The organism is Candidatus Polarisedimenticolaceae bacterium, from assembly GCA_036376135.1.
GTDB lineage: Bacteria > Acidobacteriota > Polarisedimenticolia > Polarisedimenticolales > DASRJG01 > DASVAW01.
In genome coordinates this window covers 1-23,069 of record DASVAW010000014.1, presented here as the reverse complement: position 1 = coordinate 23,069, position 23,069 = coordinate 1, and the positions used below count along the sequence as shown (strand labels likewise).

19 protein-coding genes are annotated in these 23,069 nt (G+C 69.9%); 12 read left to right on the top strand and 7 right to left on the bottom strand.

Features of this window, described 5'->3' with window-relative positions:
* The first annotated feature begins 344 nt into the window (after nt 1-344).
* Genes VF139_01440 through VF139_01430 form a run of 3 tightly spaced genes read left to right on the top strand, consistent with a single transcriptional unit; the run spans nt 345 to nt 1,725 of the window.
* Nucleotides 345-863, top strand: coding sequence for a hypothetical protein (locus VF139_01440; protein ID HEX6850039.1), 519 nt, complete (start codon nt 345-347; stop codon nt 861-863).
* Nucleotides 864-865: 2 nt separating this feature from the next.
* Complete coding sequence (locus VF139_01435) at nt 866-1,117, top strand: GlsB/YeaQ/YmgE family stress response membrane protein (protein HEX6850038.1); 252 nt, start codon at nt 866-868, stop codon at nt 1,115-1,117.
* Nucleotides 1,118-1,152: 35 nt separating this feature from the next.
* Entirely contained in the window at nt 1,153-1,725 is a 573-nt protein-coding gene (locus VF139_01430; protein HEX6850037.1) for an NADPH-dependent FMN reductase, read from the top strand.
* 405 nt (nt 1,726-2,130) lie between these two features.
* Here the strand turns inward: VF139_01430 and VF139_01425 are convergent, their stop codons facing one another.
* The gene (locus tag VF139_01425; GenBank protein ID HEX6850036.1) at nt 2,131-5,169 is read right to left on the bottom strand and encodes a hypothetical protein; all 3,039 of its coding nucleotides are present in this window, start codon (nt 5,167-5,169) and stop codon (nt 2,131-2,133) included.
* Nucleotides 5,170-5,177: 8 nt separating this feature from the next.
* Nucleotides 5,178-5,657 carry a hypothetical protein gene (locus VF139_01420; protein HEX6850035.1) on the bottom strand — a complete coding sequence of 160 codons (480 nt, stop codon included), beginning with the start codon at nt 5,655-5,657 and terminating at the stop codon, nt 5,178-5,180.
* 174 nt (nt 5,658-5,831) lie between these two features.
* Between VF139_01420 and VF139_01415 the strand changes: the two genes are divergently transcribed.
* From VF139_01415 to VF139_01400, 4 genes are all read left to right on the top strand, one after another.
* Nucleotides 5,832-8,777 carry a two-component regulator propeller domain-containing protein gene (locus VF139_01415; protein HEX6850034.1) on the top strand — a complete coding sequence of 982 codons (2,946 nt, stop codon included), beginning with the start codon at nt 5,832-5,834 and terminating at the stop codon, nt 8,775-8,777.
* Nucleotides 8,774-9,433, top strand: a complete 660-nt coding sequence (locus VF139_01410; GenBank protein ID HEX6850033.1) for a response regulator transcription factor — start codon at nt 8,774-8,776, stop codon at nt 9,431-9,433. Before VF139_01415 ends, VF139_01410 begins: the two co-directional genes overlap by 4 nt.
* Nucleotides 9,434-9,518: 85 nt before the next feature.
* A complete protein-coding gene (locus tag VF139_01405) occupies nt 9,519-9,875 on the top strand; it encodes a response regulator transcription factor (GenBank protein ID HEX6850032.1) in 357 nt (118 codons plus the stop codon).
* Between the two features lie 130 nt (nt 9,876-10,005).
* Entirely contained in the window at nt 10,006-10,419 is a 414-nt protein-coding gene (locus tag VF139_01400; GenBank protein HEX6850031.1) for a DUF2911 domain-containing protein, read from the top strand.
* A 9-nt stretch (nt 10,420-10,428) separates the two neighbouring features.
* Here VF139_01400 and VF139_01395 read toward each other — a convergent pair whose 3' ends face one another.
* Genes VF139_01395 through VF139_01385 form a run of 3 tightly spaced genes read right to left on the bottom strand, consistent with a single transcriptional unit; the run spans nt 10,429 to nt 14,343 of the window.
* Entirely contained in the window at nt 10,429-11,712 is a 1,284-nt protein-coding gene (locus VF139_01395) for a porin (protein ID HEX6850030.1), read from the bottom strand.
* Nucleotides 11,713-11,732: 20 nt separating this feature from the next.
* Nucleotides 11,733-12,797, bottom strand: coding sequence for a type II asparaginase (locus VF139_01390; protein ID HEX6850029.1), 1,065 nt, complete (start codon nt 12,795-12,797; stop codon nt 11,733-11,735).
* A gap of 40 nt (nt 12,798-12,837) precedes the next feature.
* On the bottom strand, nt 12,838-14,343 hold the full coding sequence (locus VF139_01385; GenBank protein ID HEX6850028.1) for an aspartate ammonia-lyase: 1,506 nt from the start codon (nt 14,341-14,343) through the stop codon (nt 12,838-12,840).
* Between the two features lie 733 nt (nt 14,344-15,076).
* Here VF139_01385 and VF139_01380 point away from each other — a divergent pair.
* Nucleotides 15,077-15,778 (top strand): hypothetical protein, encoded by a 702-nt coding sequence (locus tag VF139_01380; GenBank protein HEX6850027.1) that lies wholly within the window; start codon nt 15,077-15,079, stop codon nt 15,776-15,778.
* A gap of 12 nt (nt 15,779-15,790) precedes the next feature.
* Here VF139_01380 and VF139_01375 read toward each other — a convergent pair whose 3' ends face one another.
* Together VF139_01375 and VF139_01370 are read right to left on the bottom strand one after the other, a co-directional pair.
* Nucleotides 15,791-16,549, bottom strand: coding sequence for a hypothetical protein (locus VF139_01375; protein HEX6850026.1), 759 nt, complete (start codon nt 16,547-16,549; stop codon nt 15,791-15,793).
* A gap of 95 nt (nt 16,550-16,644) precedes the next feature.
* Nucleotides 16,645-17,547 (bottom strand): LysR substrate-binding domain-containing protein, encoded by a 903-nt coding sequence (locus tag VF139_01370; GenBank protein HEX6850025.1) that lies wholly within the window; start codon nt 17,545-17,547, stop codon nt 16,645-16,647.
* Between the two features lie 151 nt (nt 17,548-17,698).
* Here VF139_01370 and VF139_01365 point away from each other — a divergent pair, with 151 nt between their 5' ends.
* The 4 genes from VF139_01365 to VF139_01350 form a co-directional block, all read left to right on the top strand.
* Nucleotides 17,699-18,157: a nuclear transport factor 2 family protein gene (locus VF139_01365; GenBank protein HEX6850024.1), complete on the top strand. Its 459-nt coding sequence runs from the start codon at nt 17,699-17,701 to the stop codon at nt 18,155-18,157.
* A 148-nt stretch (nt 18,158-18,305) separates the two neighbouring features.
* On the top strand, nt 18,306-21,338 hold the full coding sequence (locus VF139_01360) for a two-component regulator propeller domain-containing protein (GenBank protein HEX6850023.1): 3,033 nt from the start codon (nt 18,306-18,308) through the stop codon (nt 21,336-21,338).
* 9 nt (nt 21,339-21,347) lie between these two features.
* Nucleotides 21,348-22,010 carry a response regulator transcription factor gene (locus VF139_01355; GenBank protein HEX6850022.1) on the top strand — a complete coding sequence of 221 codons (663 nt, stop codon included), beginning with the start codon at nt 21,348-21,350 and terminating at the stop codon, nt 22,008-22,010.
* 104 nt (nt 22,011-22,114) lie between these two features.
* A partial coding sequence (locus VF139_01350; GenBank protein ID HEX6850021.1) for a zinc-dependent metalloprotease family protein occupies nt 22,115-23,069 on the top strand: 955 nt, incomplete at its 3' end.

Below are 23,069 nucleotides of genomic sequence, written 5' to 3'. Positions count from 1 at the left end.
GAATCGGAACGCCTCGCCGTCGCGGAGGGTGTGCTGCATGCAGTCCCTGCGTGGGCAGAACCGGGGCACGAATCGTCGTTGTTTCTCGACCGGTTGAATCGGCCAGCGCATGCCGAGGCGGGGAGCAGGCCCCGTGCCTGCAAGAAACGAAGGAGATCCAGCCGCCGCGCGCGTGCGACGGTCCGCGGGCGGACGTCACGTCCGCCGGCGAACGCTCTCCCGTCAACACGGTCCGCACCACCATGGAGGCGATCCAACCGCGAGGGAGGGTGGGTGAACACCCCATGGGATCCCGCTGGTTTCCAGTCGAGCATGGGCGTTCGAGAGCGTCGAAGGAGGATGGCATGAGCCTGCTCGACAGTCTGGGCGATCTTCTAAAACAGGTTTCGACCGGGAATGCTCCGGCCTCTGAGGTGGACGCCGCGTACGATCAGGTGGCGCGGGCGGTGCCGAACGCGACGCTTGCCGACGGCCTCTCCCATGCGTTCAAGTCCGACGAGACGCCCCCGTTCGAGCAGATCGTTTCCGGTCTTTTCGACAAGTCCACCCCCGAGCAGAAGGCGGGTTTCTTCAACCACCTGCTCGGCGTGCTCGGACCGGCGGGCGTCGCGCAGGCCCTCGGCTCGGCGGGCATACGAGGCGGGCCGCAGGCGCTGGAGTCCCGCGGGAACTTGACGCCGCAGGAGGCGGAGAGCCTCTCGCCCGAGGCGATGCAAGCCCTCGCACAGCAGGCCGCCGTGAAGGACCCCTCGATCATCGACCGGGCGGCGAGCTTCTACGCGCAACACCCGACGCTCGTGAAGTCCATCGGGGTCGGCGCGCTGGCCCTGCTCATGCGCCGGATCTCGGCGTCGCGGACGTAGTCGTGGGCATCATCGCGTGGCTCGTCGTCGGCCTCGTCGCGGGTTGGCTGACGGGGAAGGTCATGGGGGGCCCGGGCAAGGGCGTGCTGATGGACATCATCGTCGGCCTCGTCGGGGCCCTCGTGGGAGGATTCCTGATGGGCCTCGTCGGCTTCAAGCCCGAGGGCGGACTCCTCTACACCATCGTCGTCGCCTTCTTCGGCGCTGTCGTCGTGACATGGATCTTCCGCAAGCTGACGGCAACGAAGGGCTGAGGTCGGGCTTCGAGCCCGGCCACCGAGGAGGGCAGATGGCCACCTACAAAGTCGGGTATTTCGTCGGTAGCCTCGCCTCGACGTCGATCAACCGTCTGCTCGCCAAGGCATTGGTGCGACTCGCGCCGCCCGAACTGGTGCTCAGCGAGATCGCCATCAAGGACCTGCCGCTCTACAGTTCCGACTACGACGCCGACTATCCGCCGGTGGCGCAAGCCTTCAAGAGAGCAATCGCCGAGGTCGACGCGGTCCTCTTCGTGACGCCCGAGTACAACCGGTCGATTCCCGGTGGCCTGAAGAACGCCATCGACTGGGCCAGCCGGCCCTGGGGCAAGAACTCCTTCGCGCGCAAGCCGTCGGGCGTCATCGGCACTTCGCCCGGTGCCATCGGCACCGCGCTGGCGCAGCAGGGGCTGCGCAGCATCCTGTGCTACTGCAATTCGCCACTGATGAACTCGGTCGAAGCCTACGTCCAGTTCAAGCCCGGGCTCATCACCGCGGAGGGCGAGGTCACCGACCAAGGCACGGTCAAGTTCCTGCGCAACTACATGACGGAGTTGCACGCCTTCATCGTGCATGAGCTGACCGCAGTGCCGCGCCACGCCTGATCCCGGCGGTGGCGTGCCCGCCGGCGCGCCGAGAAGGTGCCGCTCTCTTCCGAGCGCGTCACGGACAGGCGGCCGCCACGCGCGGACGAGCCCACCCGCGAGGGTGATTGGCTTGGCCCCCTTCCCGCGCGTCGAGAAAAGGCGTCGGCTTGCTCGTCCATAACCCTCGGACGACACGACCCTCCTCGTATCGCCGCGCCTTCCTCACCAGAGTCAGATCCCCTTACCTTCGGGGAGTCCAGGCTGCTCGCCCTTCGGGCCTGCGACTCTCGCCCCGCGTCGCGGGACTCGAGCTCGAGCCCTGGCTCCGGCACGTCGAACGATCGGCGAGTCATGCGACTCGAGGCAGGGCAGCCCATCGCCCCAGGGCCGTATCCAGAGCCTCGCCCGGCGAAGCCGGGCCGATCACGGCGTCGTGCACGGGAGCCCCGACGCCGCGAGTTCGCCGTCGCGCGACTGAGCGAGTCGCGGTCCGAGGTCGTCGAAGGTCCCGGAGCTACCGCATTTGACGCCGCGGACGAGGAAGTAGGCCGCCCCCCCGGGAAACGGAGCGACGGAGGTGTGGTCGACCGACGTCGCGGGGTCGTCGTCCGCGAGGCACAGCAAGGTGGAGCCGCTGAACTCTCCCCCGGACTGCCGCAACATGCCCAGATCACCCACGACGACGTCGTACGCATCCGTGTCGACCGAGGCGGGCCAGGTGATCTGGGTCGACGTCATCGTCGCCGCGGTGATCGCGGGGATGGGAGTGTTCTCGAGCGCGCAGACGGAGGAACAGCAGTCGCCGTCGACGCGGTTCCCGTCGTCGCAGGCCTCGCCGGCGGTCGCGTCGATCGCCGCGTTGCCGCAACACGGGGAGAGGTTCAACGACAGCGTGTACGACGCGATCGTGTCGTCCTGGCCCGGCTCCTCCACGACGATGGAGTACCGGCCGGTCCGGAGCACCTGCGGGGAACCGCACGCGACATCCAGCCCCGTGGGCGCCTCCGCCACGACCTGCAGCTGGTCGTTGAGGAGCTTTACGTTCAGGGAGCCGCTGCTCCCGGATGTGGAGATCGCCCCCGACGACGGCTCGGCGACGATGAACCGCGCATAGTCGGGATTCCCGGTGCCGCAGATCGAGCGCTGCTGCGTCTCGCCGGAGGTGATCGTCTTCGCCGACCCATCCTCGTCGTCGGGTTCGAACGCGTCCGCCTCGCAGATCCCGAACCGCCACACCCCTCGCCCCTGGCTCGAGACGTAGATCGACTTGTCGTGGTCCGCTTCGGAGAAATAGGCGTGCTTGGGGCGCGGGACGTGCGGCGTTCCGGAGGTGTGGGAGTTCCTGGGATCGGTCGCCAGAGTCCAGCTCGTCCCGAAATCAGTCGAGTAGAAGATCCCGGAATCCCGTCCCCCCGCGAGGATGTTGCTCGCGTCGAACGGATCGAAGGCCACGAGCGAGGGCTGGTGATAGCCGCCCAGCCCGGTGAAGTTCGTCGGCCCCCGGAGGGTCCTCATCCTGAAGTCCCCGCCGCCGTTCATCATGGCGTCGAGCGAAGGAAGGGGGGTCCAGGTCGTCCCGCCGTCGTTGGAGAGATACATGTTGGCCGTGTTCGCGTGGAGCGCGGAAATGGCCAGCCGGGAGGCGTTGGTCGGGTCCAGCGCGAAGATCCCGATTCCCTCCGTGGCGGGTGTGACAACCTGCGTCCACGCCTGCGCGGGGTCGGTCCCCACGTATTTCCAGAGCTGGTCGCCGGTTCCTTCCCCGTTGCAGTTCCCGGTCTGGACGTAGAACGTCGCTGCGTTCGTCGCGGCGTACACCGCGCACCCCGACTCCGAAGGGAACTCGGCGTTGTTACCGAGCTCCGTCCAGACGACGGGGGTCGCCTCGATGTTCTCCGTGATGAAGAGTCCGCCGTCGGTGCCGGAGTCCCGCGTCAGCATCGCGTGGTGTTTCGGGCCCCAGCGGACGAGGACGTCCGGCGTTTGGAATCCGGGGGGCGAGCCGCCGGGCGGCAGGTTGATCCCGACGTCGCCGGTCATGTCGGCGTTGGTTCGGACGACGCTCAGGCCGCAGCAAACGGAGTAGATCAGGGACTCGTCGTCGGTGTCCGTGGCGGGAGCGGTGACGGCGTCGAAGCCGTCGCAGCAGACCTCCTGCCGCCAGAACGGTTCGAACGTCGCGGCGTCGGCGGTGCCGAAGACCCCGTTGTCCTGGTTTCCGAAGAAGACGTGGTCGTTCCCGGGGCCCGCGACGTCCAGTCCGGCGAGGGCCCAGGGCCACAAGGCGCGCACCGAGACGACGGGATCCTTCCAGGCCGGCGTCTGGCAGGCGGGGTGCGTCGTCTTCTGGTTGTATACGACGCCGCCATCGGCCGAGTTCAGAAGGGGGCACGCGTTCGCGCTGACGGTGGGGTCGAAGAGAATTTCCCCCTGGTCCCCGTACCCGTTCCCCCAGTCGACGAGATTGGCGGACCAGGCCGGGGTTGTCCCCGTGCCGCACTTCGGGCCGGTGGCCGCGTCGTCGCACTGGACGCGGTAGAGGAGGACGTCCCCGAACCAGAGGTCGAACTTTCCCGGGTCGGAGAGCTTGTTCGTCGCCACGAACGGGATCCGACCCTGGGGGAGGGGGTTCGTCCTCGTTTCCGTCCAGATCCCCGCCGCCGTGGTCTCGTAGATCTTCGTGCCGACCGTGGCGATCAGGTTGAGATTGTTCGGCGAGTAGGGGGAGGCCGCGAGCGAGCAGATGCCCGACGGGAGGCCGGACCCTTGGCCCCAGACCCCGGCCGACGGCCTGTACCAGTGGTGCCCGTCGTCGCCGCAGAAGTCGATCCACTGGCCGTCCGCCGAGGCGACGACGTCCCAGACCCGCGAACCGCCCGGCGTGGATGGCGGCTTGACATAGGACCACGTAGAGCCGTAGTCGTTGCTGATCGCGAGCCCGCAGCTCGTGCCGACGTAGACCACCGAAGGATTGCTCGGGGCGATGGAAATGCCGAACGCGGAGAGCTCCACCTGGTCGTCGGGGTTGGAGCAGAAACCGGTCGGCGGCACGGCGGTCACGGGGCGCGTCCAGGTGAGCCCTCCGTCTGAGCTGACGTTGATTCCCGACTGCGCGTCGGTGCGCCCGTCATAAAACGACGTCGCGATCACGCGCTGCGGGTCGGAGGGATCGACCTCGACGTCCCAGGTCACCGTCGCGCGGTGGCCGGGCAGGTGGAACCAGTTCCGGCCCCCGTCGGTCGTCTTGTACAGCCCGCCCCACTCGGTGGCGGCGTACATGACGAGGGGGGCGGTCGGATCGACGGCGAGTCCGTTCACGCGCCCGCCGGTTCCGCTGGGATTGGGGATCTTCTGGACGGATACCGGGGAGACGTCCTGCAGGCTGATGAACTGGGCCTGCGCCGGGGCGAGCGTCCCCGCGAGGCCGAGGGCGAGCAGGAGGGCGAGGCGGAGAGACGTCATCGGGCGGCTCATTCGCGGCCTCCCTCCCGGTCGCCGTCGTACGGGCAGATCGGCGAATCGAAACGGCCGTTGGCCGCGTGAACCCAGTCTTCCCCCGATCGGACGAGCAGGCGCCAGTAGTAGAAGACGCCCGGAGCGGCGGCCTCGAGCACGATCGCGTTCTGCGTCGCGGGCCGCGCTCCCGAGGTCAAGTAACGCCCGGTGATGAAACCGTCCCTGAACTCGGAAACGTCCACTCGAAACGCCTGGGCTCCCTCGCGCTTCACCTTCCACCCGAGCGTGATCTCGTTCGCCCGTTTCACCGTGGAGCTGCACCGGGCGTCGACCGACAGCGTCGTGAAGCGATCGGCCGACGGCCGGTCGTAACTCGCCGGCGCCGAGAGGATCGTGGCCGTCCTCACGGTCTCCCCGGCCGGGGCGAACTCCGCCGCGGCGGCGAAGCCCGCTCCCCCGGCGAGCAGGACGCAACAGGAAACGAGTCGATTCATGGGGCCCTCCTCTCCACCTCGGACCGTTCGGCGGGAACTCTACGGAGGACGCGCGCTGCGTCCCATGGAGGCGATCCCCCGTTTTCCACACGTGTGGAACCCGTGCGCCCGCGCGCTCCTCAGGGCCGGCGATCCGGAGTTACCATCCGGCGCGTCCGCAAGGTGGGGGAGCCCTTGATCGCCGCGCCCGTCCTCTGCGCCGCGCTCGCCGCGGCCGAGATCGCCGTGCCGCCGGAGGCGGAGCGGACCTACCGGGTCTGGACCGTCGACGACGGGCTGGCCCAGGGCTCGGTCTTTGCCGTAGCGCAGACCCCCGACGGCTACCTCTGGATCGCGACCCTCGACGGACTCGTGCGCTTCGACGGCGCGAGCCTTCAGCGCTTCAGCCGTTCCGATCACCCCGGGATGGGTTCGAACCGGCTCCTCGCCCTGCACGTCGATCGGGAGGGGAGCCTGTGGATCGGCACCGAGGACGGCGGCGCGGCCCGGATGAAGGACGGGACGTTCCGTGCGTACGGCCCCGCCGACGGCTCCGCGGGGACGTTCGTCACCGCGTTCGGTGAGGACGCCGACGGCGGGCTCTGGGCCGCAACCTCCGCCGGACTCGAGCGGTTCGACGGGGAGCGCTGGTCGGTTCCCGAGCAGGGGAGGCCCCGAGCCGGGGAGTCGGCGATCCCGTTCGTCGTGGGACGCGTGCGAACGGGAGAGACCCTCCACCTGCTCGAGCCCGGAGGACGCTTCGTCGACTACCCGTGGCCGAAGGGAGCCGATTCGCGGAACTACGCCCTCAGCCGGGACCCTCGCGGCGGCGTGTGGCTTCGCACCGGCGACCGCACGTTCCTGGAGCTCCGGGGAGGGACGGTCACGCCGTTCGAGCTTCCCGTCGGTTCCAGGACCGGCGAGCTCCCGCAACGTTTCGCCGCGACGCGCGGCGCCGGCGATCGCGTCTGGATCCTGGCGAACGGGCGCCTCCACCGTTTCGAGCGCGGCGGCTGGTGGACCTTCGCCGCCCCGGTTCCCGAGGTCGCCGCGTCGCCGGTGACGCTCTTCGAGGACCGGGAGGGCTCATTGTGGATCGGCGGCGAGGCGGGGCTCGCGCAGGCGGTTCCCACGCCGATCCGCACGGTCACCCCGGGGGGCGACCCCATCGCGAGCAGCTTCTACCCGGTCGCGGAGTCGGCGGACGGGCGGCTCTGGGCGGGCTCACGGTCGTGGGCCTATCGCGTCGAGGGGGACCGCTTCCTCCGGCTCGACGCCCTGCGACGCTCGTTCGTCCTCGTCACGGCGATCGAGCCCGAGCCGGACGGATCGGTGCTCGTCGCGAGTCCGGGGGGCGGGGTCGTTCGGGTGACGCCGTCGCTTCGCAGCGCGCCGGTCTTCGCGACCGACGCGGCGATCGAGGACCTCCTGCGCGATCGGGCCGGGCGGTTGTGGATGGCGACCGGGCGGGGCGTCCTTCGCGCGGACGGCGCGGCTTTCACCCGCTTCGGCCGGGAGCAGGGGCTCGCGGGAGACGACGCCGAGGTTCTCCTCGAGGGCGCGGACGGCGCGATCTGGGTCGGCGGGCGCGGCGGTGTCGGCCGGATCGAAGGGGACCGCGCGGTCTCCTGGACGACGGCCTCCGGGCTGTCGAGCGATCGCATCCGGGCGCTCCACGAGGACGCGCGCGGCTCGCTCTGGATCGGTACCTACGACGGCGGCCTGATCCGACTGCGCGACGGCAAGGCGGTCGCGATCCGCTCGCGCGACGGCCTCCACGACGACGGCGTCTTCGCGATCGTCGACGACGGGATGGGGCGATTCTGGATGAGCTCCAACCGGGGGCTCCACGTCGCCGAGCGCTCGGATCTCGACGCCTTCGCCGACGGCAAGGCGCGCTCGGTCGCCTCGTGGTCGTTCGGGCGCGACGACGGGATGCTTTCCACCGAATGCAACGGCGGCATGCAGCCCTCGGGGATCCGCCGCCGCGACGGCACGCTCGTCTTCCCCACGCAGAAGGGGCTCGCGATCGTCGACCCGCGCGTCTTCCGCCCCAATCCGATCGCGCCCCACGTCGTGATCGAGGAGATCGCGAGCGAGCATCGGACGCACCTTGTCGCCGCGGAGGTCGTGCTCGAGCCGAACGAGAGCCGGCTCGAGGTGCGCTTCACCGCGCCGACCTTCGTCCGGCCGACGCAGGCGCGTTTCCGGTATCGCCTCGAGGGGCTCGACGACGAGTGGGCCGAGGCCGGCACCGCGCGTTTCGCGCGGTACTCCTTCGTCCCTCCCGGGAGCTACGTCTTCCGCGTCGTTGCCTCGAACGGCGACGGGGTCTGGAACGAGACCGGCTCGTCGTTCGCCCTCGTCGTCCGCCCCGCGTGGTGGCAGACGGCGTGGCTGCGCGCAGCGATCGCGCTCGCCCTCGTGGGGGGAATCGTTGCGGGGTTCCGCGTCCGCATCGCCCGGCTCAAGCGGCGGCGGGCGGAGCAGGACCGCTTCGCGCGGCAGCTCATCGAGTCCCAGGAGTCCGAGCGCAAGCGCATCGCGGGGGAGCTGCACGACGGGATCGGGCAGACTCTCGCGATCATCCGCAACCGCGCGCTTCTGGGCCTGCGGGACGGGCCGATCTCGGGGCGCGCGCAGCGCCAGGTGGAGGAGATCGCCGAGGTCGCGAGCGGCGCGATCGACGAGATCCGGAAGGTCACCCACAACCTCCGCCCCTACCAGATCGACCGGCTCGGCCTCGCGCGGGCGATCGAGGCGCTCGTCGAGCAGGCCGCCGCGGCGACCGAGATCGAGTTCGACGCGGCGATCGATCCGCTCGACGGGGTGTTCGCCCCGGAGGACGAAATGAACGTCTACCGGATCGTCCAAGAGGCCGTGGGAAACCTCGTCCGCCACGCCGGGGCGAAGACGGCGCGGGTCGCGGTCCGCGTGCGCCCCGCCGAGGTCGAGATCGTCGTCGAGGACGACGGCCGCGGATTCGACCCCGAGGCCCTCCCGCCGGAAAGGCGCGGGATGGGGCTCTCCGGAATCGCCGAACGGGTGCGGATCCTCGGCGGTCGCCGTACGATCCGCTCGGCGGCGGGACGCGGGACCCGCGTCTCCGTTCGCCTGCCGAGGGCGGGGGCCGCAAGTTGAGCCGAACGGTGCGGATCGTGATCGCGGACGACCATCCGATCGTCCGCAAGGGGCTGCGCGAGGTCCTCGCAGAGGAGGAGGGGCTCGCCGTCGTCGGGGAGTGCGGGGACGGCGAGGCCGCCCTCGCGCTCGTCGAGGCGGAGCGCCCGGACGTCGTGATCCTCGACGTCGACATGCCGAAGAAGGACGGCTTCGAGGTCGTCCGGGCGCTGAAGCAGGCGGGCGCCGGCCCCGAGATCGTGATGATGACGATGCACGGCCGCGAGGAGTTCCTGCGGACCGCCTTCGACCTGGGCGTGCGCGCGTACGTCGTGAAGGAGGGCGCGATGCTCGACGTCGTGGACGCGATCCGCGCCGTGCTCGACGGTCGCCCCTTCATCAGCTCCACCCTCTCCGCGAACCTGCTCCTGAAGCGCCCGGAACCCGAGGTTTCTCGAGGTCCCGCGCCGGACTGGCGGTCCCGCCTGACCCGGGCCGAGCGGCGCATCCTCGTCCTGATCGCGCAGTTCAAGACGAGCAAGGAGATCGCGCAGGAGCTCGGGATCCACTACCGGACGGTCGAGAACCACCGCACCGCGATCGCGGGGAAGCTCGGGCTTTCCGGAAGCCACGCGCTGACGAAGTTCGCCGTCGAGAACCGCGAGCACCTCCTCTGATCCGGTCCCGTGCGTTCGCGCACGTGTGGAAAACCCCGGGTCCCCTCCATGGCCGCGGGGAGGGTCGCGGGGTAGCGTCCCGTCGATGACCGAAACGCTGCGCGTGCTGATCGTCGACGACAACGCCGGCATGCGCCGGACGATCCGCGACGTCCTGGAGGAGCTCGCCCCCGACGTGGGCGAATGCGGCGACGGCGACGAGGTCCTCGCGTGCTTCGAGGCGTTCGCCCCCGACTGGGTGTTGATGGACGTGCGCATGGCCCGCGTCGACGGGATCGCGGCGACGGCCGCCCTGCGAAAGGCCCACCCCGAGGCCCGCGTGATCATCGTCAGCGATCACGACCAGGAGGACGTCCGCCGCGCGGCCGATCGCGCGGGGGCCGTCGGGTACGTCGCGAAGCGCGACCTGCTCGAGTTGCCGCGCATGCTGCGGGAGGGCTGAGGCGCCGGACGTCGCGTGGCCGACAACAGAATCGAACCCGGTCCACCCGAACGCGTTCCTGCGCGGAGGCCCCGCGACGCCGATACTCCCACGGACGCTCACGGAGGGCCCGACCACGTTCAGGACGAGAATGGTCGCGCGCCTGTTGGCTTCCGTCCTCGGCGTGATCGCGTTTCAAACGCGCGTCGCGGGAGATGCCGCGGCGGTGCCCGCGGGCTCGTACGCCCTGTTCACGATCCCCGGCGAATCCGAATGGACCGTGATTCCGAGCAAGGTCGTCAAGGACCCGTGGGGCTCGTGCGCCAAAAACCCGAAGGACGATCAGGCACGAGTCAAAGTGACACCCGTCGCCGTGGCTGAGCCGCTGGAGACGATGTCGATCGGCCTGCAGGACATCCGCGGCGGCAAGGTGAACCTCGTCATCGCCTGGGAGAAGACCAAGGTCCCCGTCGAGCTCGATACCGAGCTTGCGGCGAAGGCCCAAGGAGAGCTCAAGGCCGAGTACACGCGCCTGAGCGAGAACCTGATCGCCGGCCTGAAGTAGCGTCCGACTCTAGAGCGTGAACTGCAGCCGCGAGTGGAAGAACCGTGTCCGGCCGTCGAGACCGAAGCGCTCGAGGCCGCCGTAGCCGTAGACGAGCTCGAAGCGCACGTTGTCCGACAGGTGCCAGTTGACCATCGCGGTGAGGCGCCAGAACTTCCCGCCCTGGATGTCGCGGTCGTCGAGGTCGATGTAGGCCGCGTGCAGGACCGCCTCCCAGGCTCCCGGGCCTCCCTGGAACACCGGGCGGTCGGGGGAGACGGCGGCGAAGTACCCCCCGCGCGCGTTGTACGCTCGCGTCTCTCCCGTGAGGATCCAGGCGGCGACGACGTCCCCCGCGTGGAACTTCACGTCGTCACCACCCGTCCGATCGACGCTCTGCCGGTTGTACTCGCCCCCGAACAGCCACGGCCCCGATCGGTAGTACGACTCGAACCCGGTGGTGCTCGCGCGGTCGGCAGGCATCGACGGGGTCTCGACGAAGTAGGGGCCGAGACCGTCCTCCGGCCGCGAGCGGAAGCGGATGCTCCCCTCGTCGGGCCGGCCGGTCCGGCCCATCACCGCGACGTGCCAGACTCTCTTGTCCTCCACCGAGGCGATCGGCAGCCAGCCGACGCGCGTGACGAACTGATGGTCGTAGGTCGCGAAGGACTCGTCCTCGGAGAGCCAGTCCCCGAACGCCCCGAGGCTGAAGAAGATGCGGGGCTTGGGGAAGAACCCCATCCACTTGGCCCCGTCGGCGAGGATCGGCACGAACGCGTCGAGGCCGGGGGAGCGCTCCTGCGTCCACGGGTGGTACCCGGTCATGACCTTGATCAGCGAGTACCCTTCCTTGGTCCGCCCGATGAAGAGCGCCCCGCCGGCCTCGGGAAATCCGATCTGGATTCCGGTCTGGCGGAACCACCATTCGTCGTTGGTGCCGGAGTACATGTACCCGAGCGTCCACGAGAGCGGCCGCTGGGTCTGGAATCGCCCCCGGAACAACAGACGGGAGTCGCGCACGCCGACCTCCTCGTTCAAGGAGAACTGCTGCGCGCTTTCCGGGTCCTGATCGTAAGCGGAGTAGTCGATGAGGAGGCCGAAGCCGAGCCGGAAGGTCGAGATCGGCCCTTCGTATTCGTTCCACTTGACGAGCCGCCGTCGCGGCCTCGGGTCGTCGTCCTCCCCCGCGTCGTGCTCCGCGGTGTCGATCTCCTGGGGCGCCGCCTCGGCAGCGCCGCTCTCCTCGCTGCGAGCCTCGTGAGGCCCCAGCGCCAGGCAGAGCAGGAGAACGGCAGCGAGACGGCCGGCGCCCATGAACCCCTCCCGCGGAACGGCTAGTAGCGGTTGAAGTAGTCCTGGATCTTCTTGACGTCCTGCGTCTTGAGGAGCGCCAGCTGCAGGAGCACGCGCGCCTTGGCCGGGTTCAGCTCCATCGAGGCGATCGTCCCGGACTCGTCGTCGTTGGTCTCGATGTTGCGGCGGACGATGCCGCCGTTGACGCGCGCCGAGCGCACGCAAGCGACCCCCGCCTTGGCCGCCTTGGTGAACTCCACGAGCGCCGGCGCGGTCATGTTGCCGTCGCCGACGCCGGCCATGACGATCCCCTTCGCGCCGTTCTTCACCGCGGCGGCGATCAGGTCGGGGGACATGCCGGCGTGGGCGTAGAGGATGTCCACGCGCGGCAGCGTGCCGGCGCTGCCGATACCCAGCTCGCTCTTCGAGGTGTGCACCTGTGCCGGGGTCCGATACCAGGTCGTCTTGCCGAACAACACGGCGCCGACGAGGCCGGCCTCCCCGGAGGAGAAGGTCCCGACGTCGGTCGTGTGGTTCTTGATGATGTCGTGGCCGGAGTGGACGTCGTCGTCGATCGTGACGAGGACGCCCCGCCCGCGCGCCGTGGGGTCGGCCGCGATCGCGACCGCGTTGTAGATGTTGAGCGGCCCGTCCGCGCTCATCGCGGTGGAGGGCCGCATCGAGCCGGTCATGACGACGGGCTTGTCGCTTCGGACCGTGAGGTGGAGGAAGTAGGAGGTCTCCTCGAGGGTGTCGGTGCCGTGCGTGATCGCGATGCCGTCGACGTCGGAGGACGCGAGCAGCTCGTTCACGCGCTTGGCGAGCTTGAGCCAGACCTCGTCGTTCATGTCCTGGCTGCCGATGCTCGCGATCTGCTCGCCCGAGACCTCGGCGATCTCCTTGAGCTGCGGGACGGCGGCGATCAGGACGTCCACGCCGACGGCGCCGGACTTGTAGCCGGGATCCGTCGGCTTGAGCGCCGCGCCCGCGATGGTGCCGCCGGTGGCCAGGATCTTGATCCTCGGCTTCCGGGCGCCCTGCGCCATCGCCACGGAGGCGCACAAAAGGGCCGTGAAGAGCCCTGCCGCGAGTCTGCGAGTCGTCATGGACGTTCCTCCCGTCTCGAAAGCGGCTTCCGTGCCCGCGCTACTTCTTCTCGTACAGGGTCGGATCCAGGTTCGTGAGCTTCATCGGATCCAGCAGGTCCTTGATCTGAGCCTCGGTGAGGACCTTCTTCTCGCGGATGACCTCGAGAATCCCCTTGCCGCTCTTCTGCGCTTCGGCGGCGAGCTCGGTGGCCTTCTCGTACCCCAGCACCGGGTTCAAGGCGGTGACGATGCCGATCGTCGTCGTCATGTAGTGCTCGAGCACCTTCTCGTTCACCGTGATGCCGTCGATGCACTTGGTCCGGAACAGGACCGACCCGTTGTAGAGCAGGCTCTGGGACTCCATCGAAGCCAGGCCGGCGAGCGGCTCGTAGGGGTTGAGCTGGAGCTGGCCGGAGTGGGCGGCCAGCGTGACCGCGTAGTCGTTCCCCATGACCCGGTAGGCGATGATGTTCATCACCTCGGGGACGACGGGGTTGACCTTCCCCGGCATGATCGACGAGCCGGGCTGGAGCGCCGGAAGGTTGATCTCGGCCAGACCCGCGCGCGGGCCGGAGGCGAGGAGGATCAGGTCGCTCGAGATCTTCGAGATCTTGATCGCGACGCTCTTGAGCGCCGACGAGTAGGCCACGAACCCCTGCTGGTCCCAGGTGGCGGCCAGCATGTCGCCGGCGGGGACGATCGGCTTGCCGGTCAGCTTGGCCAGGTGCGCGGCGCATTTCTCCGCGTACCCCTTGGGGACGTTGATCCCGGTGCCGATCGCCGTCGCCCCCATGTTGACGGGATAGAGGTACTTCTCGGCGTCCTTCAGCACCCCGATCTCGGTCTCGAGGGACGCGGCGAAGGCATGGAACTCCTGGCCGACGGTCATCGGCACCGCGTCCTGCATCTCCGTGCGGCCCATCTTGACCACGCGCAGGTACTGCCGGCCCTTGGCGCGGAAGGAGGCGACGAGCTTCTCCATCTCCTGGATCAGCTTGTCGTTGCGCAGCAGGAAGGCGACCTTGATCGCCGTCGGGTAGGAGTCGTTCGTCGACTGCGACATGTTCAGGTGGTCGTGCGGCTCGACGATCGTGTACTCGCCCTTCTTGTGCCCCGTGAGCTCCAGGGCGACGTTGGCCAGGACCTCGTTCGCGTTCATGTTGGTCGAGGTGCCGGCGCCGCCCTGATACCAGTCGACGAGGAACTGGTCGTGGTACTTGCCGTCGAGGACCGCCTTCGCCGCCTTCTCGATGGCGGCGAGGGTCTCGGGCTTCATGGCGCCGACGTCGGTATTGGCTCGTGCGGCGGCGAGCTTCACGATCGCCCACGCTTCGACGAACCCCGGGTAGTGGTTGATCGGGATCCCCGAGAGCTGGAAGTTCTCGAGCGCACGGGCGGTCTGGACGCCGTAGTACGCGTCCGCGGGGACCTCCTTGGCGCCCAGCAGATCGTGCTCGGTTCGGGTCGCCTTCTGCGCCCAGCTGGGAGAAGTCGCGGCCAAAGTACAGACGGCGATCAGCGCGATCGCCATGCGGGGGGACGGTCGGAACCGAAGTTGCGTCATGGGCGGTGCTCCCGGCGTCGAATCGGGCGCATCGCGCCAGGTCACGGATGCGCTGCGTTCCACACGTTTGCGCAGTCTACACCCGCGGGAAGGGGGGGCGGCGGGAATCCTCTGATCGCCGTGTCGGCAATCGCGCCGCCTCGCAACGAGGCGTCCTCTCGACGCATGGACGGACGCTCCGGGGGGCGCTGGCAGTCGCGACCATCGGCGGCACCGGGACCGAACCGCGACGGCACCAGCCCGTCGGGGAGCACCGCGGAACTCCCGGTGTGGGCCGCGGTCGGGCCGATCTCCGGCATTCCACCCGCGCGCCGGGAGGGGAGCGACTTCTACGGATCCGGGAGAACGGCTGGCGGAAGTTCTTCAGGAGCACGATGTCGTTGTCGATCGCGCGCTGCAGGAGCGGTCGCTTGCCGTCGGGCGACCAGAGGTAGTCGTGGTCCGTCGACACCAGGACGGAGAGCCCCTTCCCGTCCGGCGCCCGGGCAAGGCAGAGGGAACTCCCCTCGCCCTCCTGCTCGGCACGGACCTCATCGCGTGCCCGATCGATCCGGGCCTCGTCGTCCGGCGAAGCCGGGCCGATCACGGCGTCGTACACGGCCGCCCCGATGACGCGAGACCGGCGTCCCGCGGCTCGGTGAGGCGCGCCCGACGCTGCGTCGTGTCCGCGGGCGTCGGCGCGCCCCCGATCGGGACGGCAAAGGGCTACACTCCGCGGCGGGAGGACGCCGCGATGGCATTCCGAAAGCGAACGGCAGTCGGTTGGATCCTGGCGGCGCTCCTCGGCGCGTCCTTTGCGCCCGCGCCGGCGCAGGACAAGCCGCAACCGAAGATCCCCGAGCCGACCGTCCCCGAGTTCTTCACGCTCATGGGGCAATACGTGAGGGTCGCGTACAACAACGAGGGGTACGTGACCCTCGGGTACCGGACCGCGAACGCCTCCGTCGGGGAGGAGTGGCTGCTCCTCGACGTCGGGCTGACGGTGCGCAAGGGGACGGATCCTCAGGTCGTGAAGCGCGACGCGTTCTCGCTTCAGACGCCGGACGGCACGATCCTGCCGCTGCCGACGCAAACGGCCTACCAGGCCGTCGACCTTCGGGGAATCCAGACGATGGCGACCGCGTCGCGGGACGTCATCTCCTATTTCCCCGGAGACGTCGTCCGACGGTGCACGCTCGGCTTCTTCTCGGATCCCGATCGACGCAACCTCAGCTACGACCAGGTCGAGCTGAACTTCCAGACCGCCTGTCTCGGTCGCCTCTACTTCCACGTTCCCGGCGGCATCAGGACCGGCCAGCACTGGCTCAAGGTGAAGTTCGCGGGGGGCGAGGTCCAGGTCCCCTTCCGGATCCTCACCAAGGAAGAGGAGAAGGAGTTCCGGAAGACCTGGGAGGACCTGAAGGAGGAGCACGAAGCGACGACGGGGGCGAAGTAGCGTCGAGGAGCGTTACCGGCCGATGTGCTCCAGCGCGTAGCGCAGCGAGTCCGGGGAGACCCGGAGCAGCCCGTCGAACGGCCCGTCCATCTCGAGCACCAGGAACACCGCGCTCGAAACCGACAGCGCGCAGACGAGCAGGATCGAATACACGGTGCCGTTGCTCGGGGCGAGGATCCCGAAGATGGTGAACGTCACCGCGAGCCAGAAGACGAGGATCGCCAGGAACGGGACGGGGATCGAGGAGGCCTCCCCCGCGGACCTCCACCGGAACTCCAGCAGCGACTCCGACAACTCGACGGCCTGGGCGCGGTACTGGCGCTGGGCCTCGGTCTGGGGGGTGAGCGCCCGGATGCGGTCCAGAAGGCGCTCCGCGCTCTCGGCGCCGCTCCACGGATCGACCGCGGACGGCCGCGACCCGTCCCTCGGCCAGGTCGCGTCGACCCGGCGGGCGAGGGAATCGCGGAGTGCCGTGCGAAACTCCCGGGTCTCGGGGCCGTAGCGCGCGAGCACGCGGTCGAGGGTGAGGGTCTCCATGGCGACGTGCCTCACCGCCGTTTCCGTCGCGTCGAACGTCCCCTTGGCGGTCGCGGTGATCAGGCCCAGGACCAGCGCCGTCATCGTGGCGATCAACCCGACCCCGAGCTTCACCGTGTCGCGGGAGTCCGCGTCGAGGTGGTACTCGGGTAGCCGCCGGCGCACGGCCATCCCGAGCAGGACACCCCCGAAGGTGCAGACGAAGACGCCGAACCCGATCCCCGTGGGACTCATCGAGGCACCATGCTAGACCACGTCCGAAGCCGGGAAGCGACGGGCGGGTATCCGTAGGGCGGCCCGTCGTTCGCCGCCGCGCGCCGAATCTCCCGTCACGCACCGCGGCGTTCGGTCACCCCGCGGACGGATGCTCCCAGAAGGCGGAGGAACGCTTCGACCTTGGCCGGGCGGCGGGCGTCAGGTCGGGTCAGGGCGACGATGGGGCCGATCTCGACGCGCCAATCCGGAAGGAGCCGGACGAGCGTTCCGGCGGCGACGTGGGGATCGCACAGGAACCGGGGGAGCTGCGCGACGCCGCGGCCCGCGAGAACGAGGCCGAGGGCGAGTTCCGCGTCGTTGACCTTGAGCCTCGATCGGATGACGACCCGGCGCCTGTGCCGCCCGCGTCGGAGCGTCCAGGTCGCGCGGCTCGCCTCGCGGGTGTACGTGATGCCGTCGAGCGCGCTCAGATCCTCGGGCTCGGCGGGCGTTCTTACCCGATCGAGGTAGGCCGGCGACGCATAACAATGGTTGATCGCCTGCCCGAGGGACGTGCGCTTCGCCGGCGAATCCCGCCAGTCGCCGACGTGGACGAGGACGTCGAGGCCTTCCCAGGTCGGTGGCGTGATCGCGTCGACGAGCCGGACCGAAACGGAGGCGTCGGGGTAGCGTTCGAGGTAACGGTCGATCACCGAAGGAAGGAACGACCGGCCGAACAGCTGGGGACAGGCGATGCGCAATTCGCCCGCCGGTTCGCGTTCGGTGGCGCGAACCTCCTCGACCGCGCGTTCGATCCGTTCGAGGGGATCGGAGGCGCGATCGAGCAGGCGGCGGCCGGCGTCGGTCAACCCGACGCTCCGGGTGGTGCGATCGAGAAGCCGGACGCCAAGGCGGCGCTCGAGGGAGCGCACCTTCCGGCTGAGCGTTTGCTTGGGCATCCCGAGCTGCTGCGCCGCGCGGGTGAAGCTCGACCACCGCGCGACGGCGACGAAGGCGACGATCTCCCGCACGTCCATTGTCCCATTATGCAGGACACAGCGGTACGACGAAGTGATAGCGATCCGCCGGACCCGTTTCTAGGATCCCTCGCCGGATTCGGGAGGCGCCGCAGGGAAGGCGCCGCGTCCGAACCGTCCCGGGCCCCGGGCCCAAACGAGGAGAACGACCATGAGCGACCTGACGCTTCGAGACGATCGTGAGATCCGCAACCTGGTGGCGCGTTACTGCATCACGACCGACGACGCGGACGCCGATGCCTTCATGGAATGCTGGGTCTCCCCGGAGGAGTTCGGGGGATACGAGAGCGGCCCGTTCGGTTCGATGCCGACCTGGAACGACCTCTACGAATTCGAGAAGCGGCACGTCGGGCCCGGCGGTATGGCCAACGGGAAGCGCCATCAGGCGACGAACCTCCTCATCGAGCCGATCCACGCGGACGAGGTGCACGTCACCCACGACATGATCGTCCTCGAGGTGGCCGAGCAGCCGCGAGTGGTCGCGACCGGTCGATACGACAGGAGCGTCGTCGTCCGCACGCCCGAGGGCTGGCGATTCAAGTCGCGCAGGCTGACCGTCGACCCCGGCTTCTTCAAGCTCTCCGGCCACGAGGCGGGGACGCGGGAGTGACCTAACGATCGCGTCCGAGAAGGTCCTCTGCCGGAGCGCCTCCTTGAGGCCCTCGGCGGGCGCGACTCGAAGCATAATCCGCGGCCGCGTGGTTGCTTCGACGAGTTCCCTGGGGCGTTCCCTTCTCCTGACCGCGTCCCTGGTCGGGGTGTGCGGCCCTGCCTCCGCCGAGCGGCTGCCCTTCCGCGCCTATGGGTCGGGGGAGGGGCTGGCGGGGGACCACGTCCGCGCGATCCTCCAGGACCGGCAGGGGTTCCTGTGGCTCGCGACGAACGCGGGGGTCTCGCGTTTCGACGGGCACACGTTCCGGAACTTCGGCATCGACGACGGTCTTCCGGTTCCCTCGGCGTGGGCGCTGGCCGAGGATGCCGACGGGAGTCTCTACGCCCTGGTCTCGCAGCGCGTGGTCCGGCGCCCTCCCCGTCGCTCGACAGGAGGGGCCGAGTTCGAGCCGGTCGCGTCCCCAGCCCTCGAGCGCCACGTGGGGGATGTCTTCGCCATGGGGGTCGCCCCCGACGGCGCGCTGCTCCTCGCGGGGTCGCGCGGCGCCGCGCGCCTGGTTTCGAAGGACGGCGCGACGCGGGTGGAGCCGGTGGACCTCGGCCCCGCCCCGCTCCCCGAGCGCAAGTCCGCGGAGCACGTGTGGGCCGCCGCGTACGACGGCGAGGGAGCGTTGTGGGCGGCGCGGACGTACGGGATCACCCGGGTCGGCTCGGACGGGACAACCCGGACGTTGCCGCTCTCCTACGAGGAGCAGGTCAACTCGGGGTGGGGCTGGTTGCCTTCCATGACCCTGGATCGCGCCGGCCGGCCGTGGCTTCTCACCGTGGGGAGCGGAGCCTGGTGCTTGGGCGTCGGCCCCGGAGGGGACCCCACGATCCTCGAGCGCCTCGACCCGTCCACGGGATGCCCCAGCCCGTTCCCCCGGGGTTTCTGGGAGGACGCCGACGGCACGATCTGGATCGGGACGAGCGACCGCGGCCTGGTGCGGATCGAGGGATCTCCGGGTCACCGGCGCCACGTCACGATCGGGCGGGCGCAAGGGCTTCCCGACAACCAAGCGTACGGCGTTGTCCGGGATCTCCAGGGAAATCTGTGGGCCGGAACGCTCGTCGCCGGCGCCGCGCGACTCGGCGCCGAGGGGCTGACCCGCTGGGAGGAGTCCGACGGCGTGCCGGCTCCGACGCAAGTCCAGGCGCTCTGGCTCGAGCCCGGCGAGGATCTGGTCGTGGTGCTGGGCGGCCTGCGCTTCGCCTCGCTCGGAAGCGAAGCGCATCCGCGCATCTCCACCTGGGCCATCCGTCCGGAGATCGTCCGAGGATGGGGCTCGCACCAGATTCTCGCCCGAGGCCGCGATCGGAGGCTGTGGGTCGCCACCTACGGTGGGCTGGCCGTGTACGCCCCAGGGACGAATGTGCGGGACCTCGCGACGGCGCGGCCGGTGCGCGTGCTCCGCACGACCGACGGCCTCCCTCTCGACCTGGTCCACCGCGTGTTTGCGGCGAGCGACGGCAGTGTCTGGTTCGGCGTCATGGACGCGCGTCGCGGGGTGTGCCGTGTGGCGGGTGACGGGGACCGCGTTCGCTGCTTCGGGGCGGAGGACGGTCTTCCCGAATACGCGACCGGAAACGCCTTCGCCGAGGATGCGGCGGGGAACGTCTGGTTCGGGCTGTACGACGGCGGGGTGTTCCGCTACCGCGACGGTCGGATCGAGGGATGGGAGGAGGTCGACCCGGAGAGGCAGCGTCGCGCGGCCGCGATCTACCGCGACGGCAAGGGCGACTTGTGGATCGCGGGGCGCCCCGCGCTCGTGCGCGTCGAGAGGGCGGCCTCCAACCGCCCCTCCTTCCGCGCGTACGGCGCCACCGAGGGACTGTTCACCTTCGAGGCGAGCACGGTGGTCGACGACCTGCTGGGCCGTGTGTACGTCGGGGGAAGCCACGGCGTGGAACGTCTCGATCCCGCGACGGGGGCCGTGCGGCGGCTTACGACCGCCGACGGTCTCCCCTCCAACCGGATCGCGTGCCTGCTCCGCGACCCGTCGGGTGCCCTGTGGATCGGAACCAGTCACGGCGTGGCGCGCCTGTTGCCCGCGCCGGCGGGCGATACGACGCCCCCGCGGGTGTATCTGACCGGCCTGCGCGTGGCGGGGGTGGAGCGTGATCCCGCGGGATCGACGACACTCGCGAGCGACGAGCGCACGCTGGAGTTCACCTTCACGGCACCGAGCTTCCGCGCCGGCGAGACGATGCGGTTCCAGTGGCGACTGCTCGGCGCATCCGACGACTGGAGCGCTCCCGCCACCTCGCGGTCCGTCGTGGTCGCGAGCGTCGCCCCAGGTCGTTACCGCTTCGAGGTCCGGGCGGTGGACGGAGAGGGACTCACCGGCGAGCCCGTGGCGGCTGCGTTCTCGATTCGACCCCCGCTCTGGCGCCGGGGCTGGTTCCTCACGGCCGTGGGATTGACGCTGGCGACGGCCGCGGTCACCGCCTACCGGATGCGCGTGGCGCGCCTGCTGGAGCTCGAGCGCGTCCGCACCCGGATCGCCACCGACCTCCACGACGACGTGGGGGCGAGCCTGTCGCAGATCGCGGTCTTGAGCCAACTCGCCAGCCGTCAGGCCGCGCGGGGCGAAGCGGCGGCGTGGACGTCGCTCGCGCGGATCACGGAATTGTCCGGCGGGGTCGTGGACGCCATGAGCGACGTGGTCTGGTCCATCAACCCCGCGCGGGACCGCGTTTCCGATCTGGTCCACCGGATGAGGAGGTTCGCGGTGGACCTGTTCGCCGAGGGGGACGTGCGGCTCGTGCTCGACCTTCCCGAGGACGACGCCGATGCGCGCCTGGACCCGGAAGCCCGGCGCGAGATCTACCTCGTCTTCAAGGAAGCGCTTCGCAATGCGGCCCGGCACGCGGAGGCCCGAACGGTCGAGGTGCGGCTCGCCAGGCGCGGGGACGGCCTCGCCCTCGTCGTCCGCGACGACGGGGTCGGGATCGTCTCCGGCGAGCGGTCCGGAGGCTCGGGGCTCGAGAGCATGCAGCGCAGGGCGGCAGCACTGGGCGGAACCCTGTTCGTCCGGCCGTACCCCGCGGGTGGGACCGAGGTACTGCTCGAGGTTCCCGCCCGTCCGCGTCGACTCCTATCCAGGTGGACGGCGACGCGCCCGGGTGGGCGGTCGTAGGATCCCGCCGTGCACGCCCTCAATCCCGCGCAGGCGCCGATTTCGGTCGGGATCGTCGAGGACCTCGAGGAGATCCGCGAGGGGCTGGCCGACCTCGTGACCCACTCGCCCGGCTTCACCTGCACCGGCGCCTGGAGGACGATGGAGGAGGCGCTGCGCGACCTCGGCTCCGGGCCTCCGGCGGTCCTCCTCGTGGACCTCGGCCTTCCCGGCATGGACGGCATCGAGGGGATCCGGCGCGTCCGGGCGTCGTGGCCCGAGGTGCTCCCGATCGTGCTCACCGTGTATCAGGACGACGACCGGATCGTGAAGGCGCTGTGCGCCGGGGCCTGCGGCTACCTGCTCAAGAAAACCGCGGCGCAGGAGATCCTCGCGCGCCTCGAGGAAGCGGTCGCGGGGGGCGCCCCGATGTCGCCGGAGATCGCCCGCCAGGTCGTGGGGTTGTTCGCACGCGTGCACCCGCCGCCCGGCTCGGACCACGGCCTGACGCCGCACGAGGTCCGGGTCCTGAAGCTGCTGGCGGAGGGGCACAACTACCGCACGGCGGCCGCCGCGCTGGGGGTGACCCGGGCGACGGTCGCGTTCCACGTGCGAAAGGTCTACGCCAAGCTCGAGGTCCACTCCGGGACGGAGGCGGTGGCCAAGGCGCTGCGGGACGGCCTGCTGCGTTGAGGCGTCCTCCCCTAGCCGGGTGGATAGCAACGAGGTCGCGCACCTCCCGACTCGATTGAATCCGTCGCGAGTGGCGCGTACACGGGGAAGGACAGGAGGCCCCCGTGAACGCTCGTACCCCCGCGCTCGTCCTGGCCTGCGTGTTTCTCGCCACCGCCGCGAGAGCGTCCGGCGCCCCGATCTGGACGCCCGATCCCGAAGCCCCGGGGAAGTTCCGGCTCGACCGGAAGACGCTCTCCGCGGAGCTGGCGCGGGCGCCCCGCGAGTTCACCGAGGAGGCCGCCAAGACGGTCGTCACGATCCCGCTTCCCCGCCCCGACGGCACGCTCGCGCGGTTCCGTGTCGAGGAGTCGCCGATCCTCCCCCCGTCGCTGTCCGCCAAGTACGGCATCCGGACCTGGATCGGGCGCTCGGTCGACGAGCCGGGAGCGATCGCGCGGTTCAGCCTCGGCCCCGACGGGTTCAACGCCCTCGTCCTCGCGCCGTCGGGATCGGTCCTGATCCGTCCCAGCGGCGTGGGGGAGGAATCCCATGCGGCGATTCGTTACGAAGACGACCCGCTGAACGAGGCGGTTCGCTGCGTGGCGCCGGATGAGGGGATCGGCGCGTCGAAGGCGGGGGAGGCCGGGCCGTCGGTCCGCTCCACCGCGGGGACCGTCTCCATCTACCACATGGCGGCGTCGGCCACCGGAGAGTTCACCGCCCAGAACGGGGGCACGGTCGCGTCGGCGTTCACGGCGATCACCAACGTGATCAACGCGGTGAACACGATCTACCGAAGGGACTTCGGGGTTCACCTCGAGCTCCTCGAGGAGTCCGAGCAGGTCATCCAGACCGAGCCGTCGTCTTATCTCCCGTCCGGGGATCGGACCTGTGAGGGAGCGGTGGACTGCCTGTCTCCCGACTGCCTTCAGGACGGGAACCAGTGCCTTCTCGACGGGACCATCGGAACGGACAACTACGACGTCGGGGTCATCTTCGACGCCGCCAACCCCGACGGCAGCGCCGCGGGGGCCGCGGACCTCTACGCGGTGTGCGACCCGCTCAACAAGGGGCGCG

What these genes read in the sequence shown, in the direction of transcription:
- VF139_01440 (HEX6850039.1), top strand. Translation starts at nt 345, where the DNA reads ATGAGCCTGCTCGACAGTCTGGGCGATCTTCTAAAACAGGTTTCGACC.
- VF139_01430 (HEX6850037.1), top strand. Translation starts at nt 1,153, where the DNA reads ATGGCCACCTACAAAGTCGGGTATTTCGTCGGTAGCCTCGCCTCGACG.
- VF139_01425 (HEX6850036.1), bottom strand. Translation starts at nt 5,169, where the DNA reads ATGACGTCTCTCCGCCTCGCCCTCCTGCTCGCCCTCGGCCTCGCGGGG.
- VF139_01420 (HEX6850035.1), bottom strand. Translation starts at nt 5,657, where the DNA reads ATGAATCGACTCGTTTCCTGTTGCGTCCTGCTCGCCGGGGGAGCGGGC.
- VF139_01405 (HEX6850032.1), top strand. Translation starts at nt 9,519, where the DNA reads ATGACCGAAACGCTGCGCGTGCTGATCGTCGACGACAACGCCGGCATG.
- VF139_01400 (HEX6850031.1), top strand. Translation starts at nt 10,006, where the DNA reads ATGGTCGCGCGCCTGTTGGCTTCCGTCCTCGGCGTGATCGCGTTTCAA.
- VF139_01395 (HEX6850030.1), bottom strand. Translation starts at nt 11,712, where the DNA reads ATGGGCGCCGGCCGTCTCGCTGCCGTTCTCCTGCTCTGCCTGGCGCTG.
- VF139_01390 (HEX6850029.1), bottom strand. Translation starts at nt 12,797, where the DNA reads ATGACGACTCGCAGACTCGCGGCAGGGCTCTTCACGGCCCTTTTGTGC.
- VF139_01385 (HEX6850028.1), bottom strand. Translation starts at nt 14,343, where the DNA reads ATGACGCAACTTCGGTTCCGACCGTCCCCCCGCATGGCGATCGCGCTG.
- VF139_01380 (HEX6850027.1), top strand. Translation starts at nt 15,077, where the DNA reads ATGGCATTCCGAAAGCGAACGGCAGTCGGTTGGATCCTGGCGGCGCTC.
- VF139_01375 (HEX6850026.1), bottom strand. Translation starts at nt 16,549, where the DNA reads ATGAGTCCCACGGGGATCGGGTTCGGCGTCTTCGTCTGCACCTTCGGG.
- VF139_01370 (HEX6850025.1), bottom strand. Translation starts at nt 17,547, where the DNA reads ATGGACGTGCGGGAGATCGTCGCCTTCGTCGCCGTCGCGCGGTGGTCG.
- VF139_01365 (HEX6850024.1), top strand. Translation starts at nt 17,699, where the DNA reads ATGAGCGACCTGACGCTTCGAGACGATCGTGAGATCCGCAACCTGGTG.